This is a genomic window from uncultured Tateyamaria sp., from assembly GCF_947503465.1.
GTDB lineage: Bacteria > Pseudomonadota > Alphaproteobacteria > Rhodobacterales > Rhodobacteraceae > Tateyamaria.
The window spans coordinates 1,466,571-1,479,051 of the sequence record NZ_CANNDN010000001.1 but is presented as its reverse complement, the minus strand read 5'-3'; the positions used below and the strand labels follow the sequence as shown (position 1 = coordinate 1,479,051).

At 65.6% G+C, this 12,481-nt stretch carries 10 protein-coding genes; 8 read left to right on the top strand and 2 right to left on the bottom strand.

The features are described from left to right. Positions 1-33 precede the first annotated feature (33 nt). The 5 genes from Q0844_RS07555 to Q0844_RS07535 all read left to right on the top strand — a co-directional run bounded on the left by Q0844_RS07555 (position 34) and on the right by Q0844_RS07535 (position 7,124). Positions 34-813, top strand: coding sequence for a uracil-DNA glycosylase (locus tag Q0844_RS07555; protein ID WP_299043484.1), 780 nt, complete (start codon positions 34-36; stop codon positions 811-813). Continuing rightward, entirely contained in the window at positions 806-1,414 is a 609-nt protein-coding gene (locus Q0844_RS07550) for a LysE family translocator (protein WP_299043483.1), read from the top strand. The genes Q0844_RS07555 and Q0844_RS07550 overlap by 8 nt, the downstream gene beginning before the upstream one ends. Then, positions 1,411-1,953: a molybdenum cofactor biosynthesis protein B gene (gene moaB, locus Q0844_RS07545; RefSeq protein ID WP_299043481.1), complete on the top strand. Its 543-nt coding sequence runs from the start codon at positions 1,411-1,413 to the stop codon at positions 1,951-1,953. The genes Q0844_RS07550 and moaB overlap by 4 nt, the downstream gene beginning before the upstream one ends. A gap of 95 nt (positions 1,954-2,048) precedes the next feature. Beyond that, positions 2,049-3,509 carry an HlyD family efflux transporter periplasmic adaptor subunit gene (locus Q0844_RS07540; RefSeq protein WP_299043479.1) on the top strand — a complete coding sequence of 487 codons (1,461 nt, stop codon included), beginning with the start codon at positions 2,049-2,051 and terminating at the stop codon, positions 3,507-3,509. Next, a complete protein-coding gene (locus Q0844_RS07535; RefSeq protein ID WP_299043477.1) occupies positions 3,510-7,124 on the top strand; it encodes an efflux RND transporter permease subunit in 3,615 nt (1,204 codons plus the stop codon). Here the strand turns inward: Q0844_RS07535 and Q0844_RS07530 are convergent. Beyond that, on the bottom strand, positions 7,121-7,933 hold the full coding sequence (locus tag Q0844_RS07530; RefSeq protein WP_299043475.1) for a protein-disulfide reductase DsbD domain-containing protein: 813 nt from the start codon (positions 7,931-7,933) through the stop codon (positions 7,121-7,123). The two genes, Q0844_RS07535 and Q0844_RS07530, sit on opposite strands and share 4 nt — an antisense overlap. 158 nt (positions 7,934-8,091) lie before the next feature. On the opposite strand from Q0844_RS07530, the gene Q0844_RS07525 reads away from it, so the two are divergent. Continuing rightward, positions 8,092-8,661 carry a YqgE/AlgH family protein gene (locus Q0844_RS07525; protein ID WP_299043473.1) on the top strand — a complete coding sequence of 190 codons (570 nt, stop codon included), beginning with the start codon at positions 8,092-8,094 and terminating at the stop codon, positions 8,659-8,661. On the opposite strand, the gene Q0844_RS07520 is transcribed toward Q0844_RS07525, so the two are convergent. Further along, a complete protein-coding gene (locus Q0844_RS07520; RefSeq protein WP_299043471.1) occupies positions 8,658-9,593 on the bottom strand; it encodes an L-threonylcarbamoyladenylate synthase in 936 nt (311 codons plus the stop codon). The two genes, Q0844_RS07525 and Q0844_RS07520, sit on opposite strands and share 4 nt — an antisense overlap. A 134-nt stretch (positions 9,594-9,727) precedes the next feature. On the opposite strand from Q0844_RS07520, the gene Q0844_RS07515 reads away from it, so the two are divergent. Then, entirely contained in the window at positions 9,728-11,434 is a 1,707-nt protein-coding gene (locus Q0844_RS07515) for an acyl-CoA dehydrogenase (RefSeq protein ID WP_299043469.1), read from the top strand. Then, on the top strand, positions 11,434-12,480 hold the full coding sequence (locus Q0844_RS07510) for an MBL fold metallo-hydrolase (protein WP_299043467.1): 1,047 nt from the start codon (positions 11,434-11,436) through the stop codon (positions 12,478-12,480). Before Q0844_RS07515 ends, Q0844_RS07510 begins: the two co-directional genes overlap by 1 nt. Position 12,481 lies beyond the last annotated feature (1 nt).

Here is a 12,481-nt window from a genome sequence, read left to right as displayed (position 1 = left end):
CCGGTTCCCGGCTGCCGGGCGTAGGATCGCGCCATGGAATCGGCAGAGTATCACAGCGCCCTTGCGGCCCTTGCCTGGCAGATCGAGCTGGGCGCGGACGAGTGCATCGCCGATGCACCGGTGAACCGCTATGCCGTGCCTGCATCCGCCCCCAGGGCCGCGAGGCCAAAGACCCCGGATACGCCGCAGGCTGTGGCACCGGCCACCGCCATGCCTGCCGGTCCCGACCCTGTTGCCGTCGCGCGGGACGCGGCGGCGGCGGCGCAGGACCTTGATGGCCTGCGGGCCGCCCTTGCGGCGTTTGATCATTGCGAGTTGAAGCGAGGTGCGCGCAACCTTGTGTTTTCCGACGGTCAGCCCGGGGCCCGCGTGATGATCGTGGGCGAAGCACCCGGTCGGGACGAGGATATGCAGGGCAAACCCTTTGTCGGGCGCGCGGGTCAGCTTCTGGACAAGATGCTTGCCGCCATCAACTTGCGCCGCCACGACAGCGTCTACATCACCAATGTCCTGCCGTGGCGCCCGCCCCAAAACCGCGATCCCAAGCCCGAGGAAGTCGCGATGATGCAACCTTTCCTCAATCGTCATATCGAGCTGGCCAACCCCGATGTGCTGGTGATCGCGGGCAACCATTCGTGCCAGGCGCTTCTGGGCAAGCGCGGCATCACGCGTCTGCGCGGCGACTGGACCGAAGCGCAGGGCAAACCGGCGCTGCCCATGTTCCACCCGGCATATCTCTTGCGCAACCCGGCGGCAAAGCGCGAGGCCTGGGCTGATCTGCTCAGCCTGCAGGCGCGGTTGCGCGATGGTTGATCCTGTCCTGCTGCTGGCCTTTGTCCCTGCCGGGCTGGCGTTGAACCTGACGCCGGGGGCCGACATGATGTTCTGTCTGGGGCAGGGGGCGCGTGCCGGCCCACGGGCCGCGTTGGCGGCGAGTGCCGGGATTTCGCTGGGCGCATTCATCCATACGTTGCTGGCCGGTTTGGGCCTGGGCGCGCTTGTTGCCGCAGTGCCGGTGGCGTTCGAGGTGATCCGTTGGGTCGGCGTTGGCTACCTGCTGTGGCTGGCCCTTCAGACCCTGCGCAGCCGGTCGCATGCGGGTGTCGGGCCCGCGGTACCGGGCCGTGCTTTCCGGGCGGGGCTGATGGTCAACCTGACAAACCCCAAGGTGATCCTGTTCGTGCTGGCCTTCGTGCCGCAATTCGTCGACCCGGACGCGGGGGCGGTTCTTGGGCAATTCCTGATCTTCGGTGCGTTGCTGGCCCTGGGCGGGTTCATCATCAACGGCGCAGTTGGCGTGTTCGCAGGCGGTGTGGGCCAGCGCCTTGCCCAGGGCAGCCGCGTGCTCGACTACATCTCGGCCAGCGTCTTTGCCGCCCTCGCCGCCCGCCTTGCCATATTGGAGCGTACATGAGCCGTATCGACGACAGCCTTGATTTCATTGCGATCCGCATCGCCGTGCTGACGGTCAGCGACACCCGCGACCTGGATCAGGACCGCTCGGGCGACGTGCTGGTCGGGCGGCTGACAGAGGCTGGTCACATGCTGGCCGATCGAAAGATCCTGCCCGACGAACGCCACCAGATCGCGGAACAGTTGCGCGCCTGGTGCGATGATCCCCAGATCGATGTCGTGATTTCGACCGGCGGCACGGGCCTGACCGGACGCGATGTGACCGTCGAAGCGCATCGTGATGTTTACGAAAAGGAAATCGACGCCTTCGGCACCGTCTTTACCATCGTGTCCATGCAAAAGATCGGCACATCCGCGGTGCAAAGCCGTGCCACCGGCGGAGTCCGCAACGGCACGTACCTATTTGCGCTGCCCGGCAGCCCCGGCGCATGCAAGGACGCGTGGGACGAAATCCTCGGTCGGCAACTCGACTACCGGCACCGGCCCTGCAACTTTGTGGAAATTCTGCCGCGCCTGGATGAACACCAGCGACGGAAATAGTGCGGACATACGTAACAGTAATGTTGCTTGGACATTTTCCGGGCGCACCTAAATTGTGATACGATGCCGGTCGCGGCGACTAAGGGCGTGAAAGAATGAGATTTTTGAGGCAGAGCCTGATCGGACTGGTGCTGGCTGCACTCAGCCTCGGCTTGCTTGCCTATGCCGGGTCCATCGTGGGCGGTGCCGTCCAGGACAGGCTGGCGCAGGAAACCAACGCCCCGCCCGCGCGCGAACGGGTCTTTGCCGTTGGTGTGGTGCAGGCGCAACCGGGCACCGAAACACCGGTGCTCGAAGCGTTTGGAGAGGTTCAAAGCCGTCGCACACTGGAATTGCGCGCCGCCGTATCGGGCCGCGTGATCGAATTGGCCGACGGGTTCGAAGACGGCGGCGACGTCACCGCGGGCCAGGTGCTGGTGCGCATCGATCCGGCCAACGCCAAGGCGGCGCTGGCCCGCGCCGAGGCCGACATGATGGATGCCGAGGCCGAAGTGCGCGACGCGGACCGGGCGCTTGTTCTGGCGCGTGACGAAGAACAGGCCGCGCAGGACCAGACCGACCTGCGGATGCGTGCTTTCCGCCGTCAAAAAGATCTGGCCGCCCGTGGCGTGGGCACCGCCGCAGCGGTGGAAGAGGCGGAACTGGCCGCCGCGTCGGCGCGTCAGGCCGCACTTTCGCGCCGTCAGGCCGTCACAACGGCCGAAGCCCGCATCGATCAGGCCCAGACCCGTCTGGCCCGCGCCCGCATCGCCCTGGACGAGGCGCAACGCACGCTGAACGACACCACGGTCATCGCTCCCTTTGATGGCACGTTGACCGACACCGATCTCGTGGCGGGCCGTCTCGTATCGGCAAATGAACAGCTTGCAACCCTGATCGATCCCAGGGCGCTCGAAGTGGCGTTTCGTGTCTCAACCGCGCAATTCTCGCGCCTTCTGGACTCATCGGGGTCCGTGATCGACGCGCCAGTCACCGCAATTCTGGACGTTGTTGGCATTGATATGACGGCAACCGGCACCGTCAACCGCGCCAGCGCGGGCGGCGGCGACATGCAGACCGGGCGGCTTGTCTTTGCCCGGCTGGGCAGCGCCGTCGGGTTCAAGCCGGGCGATTTCGTGACCGTGGTCGTGTCCGAACCACCGCTCGACAACGTGGTGCGCTTGCCGGCCTCCGCCATTGACGCGAACGACACGGTGCTGGTGCTCGAAGACGACAACCGCCTCGCGTCCGTCCCCGTCACCGTGTTGCGCCGTCAGGGCGATGATGTGCTGGTGCGCAGCGCCGACATTCTCGGCCGCGACGTGGTCGAGGCACGCTCGCCCCTTCTGGGCGCAGGCATCTCTGTCCGTCCCTTGCGCCCACAAGAGGCCGACACCGCCCCGGCAGAGCCCGAGATGGTCGAATTGACCGACGAACGCCGCGCCCGCCTTGTCGCCTTTGTCGAGGCGAACCAGCGCATGCCGGCCGACGCCAAGGAACGTGTGCTGGCCCGGCTGGCCGAGGCACGGGTGCCCGCACGCATGGTCGCCCGGCTGGAAAGCCGGATGGGCGGATAGATGGCGCGCGGTATCCCCAAGGCCGCGGGCGGCATTCTCAGCTACTTCGTGCGCCACCGCACGGTCGCCAATCTGCTGCTCCTCGTCATGCTGGTGGCCGGTGTGGCCGCCGTGCCCAACATGCGGGCACAGTTTTTTCCCGACGTGATCATCGACAATGTGACCGTCAGCGTGACATGGGACGGTGCGGGGGCCGAAGATGTGGATGCGGGCATCGTACAGGTGCTGGAACCGGGGCTTCTGGCGGTCGAGGGGGTGGAAAGCACGTCGTCCCGGTCGCGCGAGGGATCAGCGACAATCACGCTGGAATTTGAACCAAACTGGGACATGGGTCGCGCCGCCGACGACGTGCAAACGGCCGTCGATTCCGTCACCACGCTGCCCGAGGAAGCGGACGAACCCACCGTGCGCCGGGGCGCGTGGCGCGACCGGGTGACCGATGTGGTCATCACCGGTCCGGTCGATCCGCAGCAACTGGGCCTGTTTGCCGACGAATTCGTTGTGCGCCTCTTTGCCAAAGGGATCACGCGCACCACCATCCGTGGCGTCGCAGCCCCGCAGGTGCTGGTCGAAGTGCCGTCGCTGTCGCTGATCGCGCACGAGGTCACGATGTCCGAGATCGCACAGGCCATAAACGCCGAGGTCGATACCGATCCCGCAGGCGATGTGACCGGGGCCAATGCCCGCGTGCGCACCGGCACCCAGAAACGCACACCCGAAGAGATCGCGGATATCGTACTGCGCTCGAATACGGACGGTTCCAAATTGCTGGTGCGTGACGTGGCGACGGTCACGCAACTCGGCTCTGCCCGTGAACGCAGCTATTTCGTGGGCGACGATCCGGCGGTTTCAATCCGTGTGGACCGGTCCAACAACGGTGATGCGATCGAGATGCAGGGGCAGGTGGCCGAAGTGGCGGCCGAACTGCAGGCGACGCTGCCCCCCTCTGTCACGGTCGAGTTGATCCGGACACGGGCCGAGGCGATATCGGCGCGTCTCAACATTCTGGTCGACAACGCGATTGTGGGTCTTGGCCTTGTGATTGCGCTGCTGTTCCTGTTCCTCAACGCCCGCACGGCCTTTTGGGTGGCTGCCGGTATCCCGGTTGCGCTGCTGGCGGCCATCGCGCTGATGTATCTGGGCGGGCTGACCATCAACATGGTGTCCCTCTTTGGCCTGATCATCACGCTGGGCATTGTCGTGGACGATGCCATTGTCGTGGGCGAACACGCCGATCATCGGCACCGCGCCTGGGGCGAAGCGCCCCTTGTGGCGGCCGAGAATGCCGCCCGGCGTATGGCGATGCCGGTCTTTGCCGCCACGCTGACCACGGTCATCGCGTTTTTCGGCCTTGTTGCGATCGGGGGCCGGTTCGGCGACCTGATCCGCGACATTCCCTTCACAGTCATCGCCGTGCTGATCGCCTCGCTGATTGAATGCTTCCTGATCCTGCCACACCACATGGGCCACGCGCTGGCCGCTTCGGACAAGCCGCGCTTTTCCCGCGTCAAGCTGGCGGTGGCCCTTGCCAGCGTCGCCGTCCTGTCCGCCGTGGTGTCCGGGGCGGTGGGCTATGTCATCTGGTCCGACCGCATTGCGGGGCTTGCGGATATCTGGCCCTACCTGCTGGCGGGCCCCACCATCATGGCCGCCGTGTTCCTGCTGTCGCCACGTCGGCTCAAGACGCGTTGGGTCGCGTCCATGGGGGCCAAGGGTCTCGATACGCCCTCTGTCATCGTCAATGCGGGTTTCGAGTGGATGCGCGAGCGGCTGTTCCGTCCCATGATGGCGGGCGTGATCGCCGCCCGCTATGTGGTGCTGGCCGGTGTCTGCGTGGTGCTGGCCAGCCAGCTTGCCCTGTTCATCCAGGGGGACGTGCAATGGCGCTTCTTCAACGCGCCCGAACGCGGATCGGTCACGGGCAACTTTGCCATGGTCGAAGGGGCCAGCCGCGACGACACCCTTGCCATGATGCGCGAAATGCAGCGCGCCACCGAGGCGCTGGGCGCACAGTACGAAGACCGCTATGGCCGCAATCCCATCGACTATGTCATTGCCGAGATTGGCGGCAACGCGGGCCGGGGCATTGCCGGGACGGACAGCAAGGACACTGATCTTTTGGGCGGCATCTCGATCGAACTGATCGACGCCGACCTGCGCCCCTATTCCTCTTTTGCCTTTGTGGCCGAGTTGCAGGATGTGGTGGTGCACCACCCGCTGGCCGAAACGGTCAGCTTCCGCGGCTGGCGGTCCGGTCCGGGGGGCGACGCGCTGGATGTCGAATTCTTCGGCGCCGACACTGACACGCTCAAGGCCGCGTCCGAGGACCTCAAGCGCGCGCTGCTGCAATACCCCGAAGTGTCGGCGGTCGAAGACAACCTCGCCTTCGACAAGGAGGAGCTGATCCTCGACCTTACGGCACAGGGCCAGGCGCTGGGCTTTACCATCGACACGTTGGGCCGCGCCCTGCGCGACCGCCTGAACGGGATCGAGGCGGCGACCTTCCCCGATGGCCCCCGCAGCGCCGAAATCCGCGTCGAACTGCCCGAGGGCGAGTTGACCGCGGATTTCCTCGACCGCACACAGATGCGCACGCCCGACGGCACCTATGTGCCGCTGGCCGACATCGTAAGTGTCGACCGGCGCACCGGGTTCTCGACTGTCCGGCGCGAAAACGGCATCCGCCTGATCTCGGTCACCGGCGACACCTCCGAAGACGACCCCGCGCGCGCCACCGAAATCAACCGCGCGCTGGCCGAGGACATCCTGCCGACCATCGCCGCCGAACGGCAGGTGGACTACCGGCAATCGGGCCTGAACGAACAGGAAAACGAGTTCCTGAACGACAGCCTCACCGGCCTGATCCTCTGTCTTACCGGTATCTACCTTGTGCTGGCTTGGGTCTTTGCCAGCTGGACACGGCCCATCGTGGTAATGGCGATCATCCCTTTCGGCCTCGTCGGCACGATCTACGGCCACCACCTGTGGGACGTGCCGCTCAGCATGTTCACGGTTGTGGGGCTGCTGGGCATGACAGGGATCATCATCAACGACAGCATCGTGCTGGTCACGACCATCGATGACTATGCCAAGGACCGCGGGCTGTTCCCCTCGATCATCGACGGCGCGGCGGATCGCCTGCGGCCGGTCATGCTGACAACGCTCACAACGGTGCTGGGCATGACGCCGCTGCTGTACGAGACGTCGCAACAGGCGCAATTCCTGAAACCCACGATCATCACGCTGGTATACGGCCTTGGCTTTGGCATGGTGCTGGTGCTTCTGGTGGTGCCTGCGCTGGTGGCGGTGCAACACGACGTGGCGCGCCAGATCCGGGCGATGCGGCGGGGCCTGAGCGCACCGGCCGCGCCCGTGCGTTGGGGGTTCATGGCGTTGTGGGCGATTGTTCTGGGCTGGTTCGGGGCCACGATGGGCTACACGCTGGTGACTGGCTCGGTTCTTTCAACGCTCACGGATGCGCTGCCCGTGATTGCGGATCGCGCGGCGCTGCCTGTGGCCTTGGGGCTCTTTGCTGCCGGGGTGATGGGATTGGGCCTTGCGGCTTATGTGATCGGCGCACTGACGTTCCAGATCGCGCGCTGGCGGGCGGCTTAACCGGCGGTGCAGCCGCGCACATCCACGGCATAGTTGCCACCCAGAATGGTGATGCGGACATCGGACCGGTCGATGGCAAAGGCACCGCCATCGGCATGCACCATCTCGCTGACGGCCACGACAGTGTCACCGCTGCGCGATGTGCGGGCTTCGCTGACCCAAACACCCGGAATGCCGGGCTCGATGACGGCGACCTCGGTGCCGCCGGTATGGGGCAGGGTGACACGGGCCTCGATCTGCATGCCATGTTCGGTGGGGCGCACGCGGCAGGTGGCGGCGCGCACCTGGGCCTCGGCTTCGGAATAGGGGACATCGGACAATGCGGCCACGATGGCCGGGGTCGGGGTCAGGTCCGGGCTGTCCAACAGCGTGTCAATGGACACCTGATGGGGAATGCACACATCCGCACACACGCCCATGGACAGGGTGGTGCGCAGGCGCATGGGCTTGCCCGGCTTGGCCGGGGTCAGATGCATCGGGATCACAACCTGATCGGTATAGCCGATGGATTGCATGCCGTTCTGGTGATGCACGTCCGGCGTGGGCCAGGTCAGGCTGACAGCGCCGACATTGCGGGCGCGGGACCAGTCGAAATGGGGCGGGATGCCCGCATCGCCCGGCGCACGCCAATAGGTTTTCCAACCCGGCGCCAGAACCAGGCGCACCGCCGCCAACCGCTGCCCATTGGGCAAGTCCCACCCTTGCAGCACTTCGGTGCGGACAACATCATCGAATTGACCCTGCGCCAATGATGGCACGGCAGCAACGGTCGCCAGCACGGCGGCTAGGGAAAGGGCGCTCTGTCTCATATGTCTGTAAATGACGGTTCATGCGCACAATGCCAAGTCACGTCACGGTCAATTCGTTGTAACGAAAAGGTGGGCAAGGGCTTGCCTGCGGCACATCCTCCGGTTGCCCTCGCCGCACACCAGCGTCATGCTGGGCACAGACGTTAACGGAACAGGCAATGACAGGCGCTGCCACCTTGGATCTGACCGGACAGCTTTTGGTCGCCATGCCGGGCATGGGCGACCCGCGTTTCGACCGGTCGGTCGTGTTTGTCTGTGCACATTCCGACGACGGGGCGATGGGTCTGATCGTCAACAAACCCGCCGTGGACATGGTTCTGGGCGAATTGCTGGACCAGCTCGAAATTGCCTGCACCGGCCCGGAACGGAACCATGCCGTACATTTCGGTGGCCCGGTCGAAACGCAGCGCGGCTTTGTGCTGCATGGCACGGATTATGCCTCGCGGTTGCGCACGCTCGAGGTGGGCGCCTTTGGCATGACCGCGACCCAGGACGTGCTGGAAGACATTGCAATCGGGGACGGACCGGAACGCACGCTGGTCATGCTGGGCTATGCCGGATGGGGGCCGGGCCAGCTTGAGGGCGAGATTGCGCGCAATGGCTGGCTGACGGTGGCGGCCACGCCGCAGCTTGTCTTCGGCACCGGCGACACGTCGAAATGGATCAAGGCGCTGGGGGCGCTTGGCATTGATCCGCTGGGCCTGTCGGGGGCGGCCGGTCGCGCCTAGCCTCTGGGCGCCGCAGCCCGTGCCAGACGGTCGTTGATTGCCTGACCCAGACCACACTTGGGAATGGGGGCCACGGCAATCGGACGTGCCATCGCGTCAAGGCTGTGCAGATGCCCGAACAGGTTGGCCGCCGCCTCGATCAGATCGCCCGAGACGGACAGGTTCAGGTCCGATTGCATCGGGCCAAACCCCAGCAACACCTCGCCCGGATGGGCCGTATTGGCGTTCAGGCGCAGCGTGGCGTCGGGGGCATAATGGGATGACAATTGCCCCGGTGCCGTAATGCCGGCCCCGGCCCCGGCCAGCGGACCGGTGATGGTTTCGATATCGTCCTGCGCCAATCCGCCGGGGCGCAACAGCGCCAAAGGGTCACCGCCCACGATGGTTGATTCCAGGCCCACGGCGCAGGCCCCGGCATCGACAACCGCATCCAGCTTGCCGTTCAGACCCGCCATGACATGGGCGGCGGTGGTGGGGCTGATCCGTCCCGAGCGGTTGGCTGACGGCGCGGCCACGGGTCCGTCAAAGACCCGCAACAGGTCCTGGGCCGCTGGATGCGCAGGCACCCGCAAGGCCACGGTATCCAGACCGGCCGTGACCAGCGGCGACAGCCCGTGGCCGTCCGCCAGCGGGGCAACAAGGCTGAGCGGTCCGGGCCAGAAACCTGTGGCGAGTGCGGCAAGCGGCCCATCGATGCGGGCAAACCGTCGGGCCGTCTCCAGATCGGGCACATGCACAATCAGCGGATTGAAGCGGGGCCGCCCCTTGGCGTCGAAAATGCGCGCAACTGCAATGTCATTGCGCGCATCCCCGCCCAGGCCATAGACTGTCTCGGTCGGAAACGACACCAGCCCGCCCGCCGCCAGCAGCCGGGCCGCCTCGGCGATACCTGCCGCATCGGCGCGCAGCACGGCTGTCTCAATGTCGGTCATCTGGTCCCGCCCGTGATTTCGTGACGCCGCGTTTGAGTTGCGGTAGCGTCATCCCAAACGCATCTATGATTTCAAAGACGCCCCTTTACGCGCCGCACAGGCGCTTGCCAAGAGATTGATACCGGAGCCCTGCCATGCCTTATCGCGCCCCTGTCGACGACTATACGTTCCTTTTTGACCACATCGTGGGACTGGATCAGGTGGTGGCAACCGACCGCTTTGCCGACGCCACGTCAGATGTGACAAGCGCGATCCTGACGGAGGCGGGCAAGCTCTGCGAGGACGTGATCGCGCCCCTGCAACGCCCCGGCGACCTGCATCCGGCGCGACTGGAAAACGGCGTCGTGCGCACCTCGCCCGGCTATGCAGAGGGTTACAAGGCCATCGCGGAAGGTGGCTGGGTCGGCATGGCGGCGGACCCCGAATATGGCGGCATGGGCCTGCCCATGGCCGTGACCACAGCGGTGAACGAGATGATGTCGGCGGCCTGCCTGTCGCTGCAACTGTCCCCCCTGATGACCCAAGGCCAGATCGAGGCGCTGGAACACCACGCAAGCGACGAGATCAAGGCGCTCTATCTGCCCAAGCTGATCTCGGGCGAATGGACCGGCACCATGAACCTGACCGAACCGCAGGCCGGATCGGACGTGGGCGCACTGTCGTCCAAGGCCGAGGACAATGGCGACGGCACCTACGCCATCTCGGGCCAGAAAATCTATATCTCCTGGGGCGACAACGACTTTACCGAAAACGTCTGCCACCTTGTGCTGGCCCGCCTGCCGGGCGCACCTGCGGGGACCAAGGGGATTTCGCTCTTCCTCGTGCCGCGCAACATCCCGGACGAACACGGCAATCCCGGCGTGGCGAACACGCTCAAGGTGGTCAGCCTCGAACACAAGATGGGCCTGCACGGCTCGCCCACCTGCGTGATGCAATATGACGGCGCCAAGGGCTGGCTGATCGGCGCGCAAGGCGGCGGCATGGCGGCCATGTTCACCATGATGAACAACGCGCGCCTTGGCGTGGGCGGTCAGGGCGTGGGGGCGGCCGAAGGCGCCTACCAGCACGCGCTGGGCTATGCCCTCGACCGCAAGCAGGGCAAGACCGAGGGCGAGACCGGCACCATCATCGACCACGCCGACGTGCGCCGCATGCTGATGACGATGCGCGCCGAAACCTACGCCGCGCGCGGCATCGCGCTGATGTGTGCCGTCGCCATCGACATGACCACAGCCGCCAACGACGCCACGTGGAAATCCCGCGCGGCGCTGCTGACGCCCATCGCCAAGGCGTTCGGCACCGATATCGGCAACGAGGTTGCGGGCATGGGCATCCAGGTCCATGGCGGCATGGGCTTTGTCGAGGAAACGGGCGCCGCCCAATATGCCCGAGATGTACGGGTCACCACGATCTACGAAGGCACCAACGGCATACAGGCCATGGACCTTGTCGCGCGCAAGATGATGGACGGGGGCGAAGCCGCCGCACGCATCTTTGACGAGATCGAGGCCGCCGCCGAAGACGCGCGCGGCACCTTCCCCAAGATGGCCGAAGCGGTCTGGCAGGCCAGCGAATCCCTGCGCGAAACCACCGAATGGATGATCGCACAGAACCACCGCGTCCGCTTTGCCGGGGCCGTGCCCTACCTGCGCGCCTTTGCCCGCGTGCTGGGCGGCCATATCCACCTCGCCTCGGCGCTGCACGACCAGGGCGGCGCACATGAAAAGGTGGCGCGCTTCTACATCCAGCGGCTCTTGCCCGAACATGACAGCCTGCTTGCACAGGCGCAGGCGGGCGATTACGACGTCTATGCATTGACGCCAGAAGAGTTCGCCGCCTGATGAAAGACATTCCGCCCGCTGGCCTCAGATACCCGTGGGCGGACCCGCCGGAACATGGCGCAGCCGCGCACGTGGCGCCCGGCGTGCTCTGGATGCGGCTGCCGCTGCCGATGAAACTGGATCACGTGAACGTCTACGCGCTGGATGACGGCGACGCGTGGACCGTGGTCGATACAGGGTTTGCGTCCAACAAAACCAAGGCCATCTGGCAATCGCTGATGGACGGGCCCCTGGGCGGCAAACCCATCACGCGGGTGATTGTCACGCATCACCACCCCGACCATGTCGGCCTTGCAGGTTGGCTGCAATCCGACTTCGGAGCAGAGCTGATCACCACACGCACGGCGTGGCTGTTTGCGCGCATGCTGACGCTGGATGTGCAAGAGACACCCACCCGGGAAACACTCGATTTCTACCGCAGCGCAGGGATGGACAAGGCAACCTTTGACAGGCGCGCCTCGGAACGGCCCTTCAACTTCGGGGATATCGTGGCGCCGATGCCGCTGGGCTACACACGGATCAAACAGGGCGACACGATCACCATGGGCGGGCGGACATGGGACATCCATATCGGCAACGGCCACGCCCCGGAACACGCCACGTTCTGGAGCAGGGATGACAATCTGGTGCTGGCGGGCGACCAGATCCTGCCGTCGATCAGCCCGAACATCGGCGTCTATGCCACCGAACCCATGGCCGACCCCATCGGCGACTGGCTGGAGGCGTGCGAGCGCCTGAACCTGCTGGCGCGCGCGGATCATTTGGTGCTGGGCGGGCACAAGCTGCCCTTTACGGGTCTGCCCACACGGATGCGGCAGTTGATCGACAATCACCACGGCGCGCTGGCCCGCCTGATGGACCATATCGACACGCCCAAGGCGGCCTCGGACTGCTTTGCGCCCCTGTTCAAGCGGACAATTGGCGACGGCGAATACGGGCTGGCGCTGGTTGAAGCCGTCGCGCATCTGTCGCACCTTTACCAGCAGGGGCGGGCCACCCGCACCAGACGGGACGACGGCGCGTGGGTCTACCAGCGCGCCGAATAAG

Excerpts from the sequence above, each read along its gene's own strand:
- Q0844_RS07510 (WP_299043467.1), top strand. The coding sequence starts at position 11,434 with ATGAAAGACATTCCGCCCGCTGGCCTCAGATACCCGTGGGCGGACCCG.
- Q0844_RS07515 (WP_299043469.1), top strand. The coding sequence starts at position 9,728 with ATGCCTTATCGCGCCCCTGTCGACGACTATACGTTCCTTTTTGACCAC.
- Q0844_RS07535 (WP_299043477.1), top strand. The coding sequence starts at position 3,510 with ATGGCGCGCGGTATCCCCAAGGCCGCGGGCGGCATTCTCAGCTACTTC.
- Q0844_RS07520 (WP_299043471.1), bottom strand. The coding sequence starts at position 9,593 with ATGACCGACATTGAGACAGCCGTGCTGCGCGCCGATGCGGCAGGTATC.
- Q0844_RS07530 (WP_299043475.1), bottom strand. The coding sequence starts at position 7,933 with ATGAGACAGAGCGCCCTTTCCCTAGCCGCCGTGCTGGCGACCGTTGCT.
- Q0844_RS07555 (WP_299043484.1), top strand. The coding sequence starts at position 34 with ATGGAATCGGCAGAGTATCACAGCGCCCTTGCGGCCCTTGCCTGGCAG.
- Q0844_RS07525 (WP_299043473.1), top strand. The coding sequence starts at position 8,092 with ATGACAGGCGCTGCCACCTTGGATCTGACCGGACAGCTTTTGGTCGCC.
- Q0844_RS07540 (WP_299043479.1), top strand. The coding sequence starts at position 2,049 with ATGAGATTTTTGAGGCAGAGCCTGATCGGACTGGTGCTGGCTGCACTC.
- moaB (WP_299043481.1), top strand. The coding sequence starts at position 1,411 with ATGAGCCGTATCGACGACAGCCTTGATTTCATTGCGATCCGCATCGCC.
- Q0844_RS07550 (WP_299043483.1), top strand. The coding sequence starts at position 806 with ATGGTTGATCCTGTCCTGCTGCTGGCCTTTGTCCCTGCCGGGCTGGCG.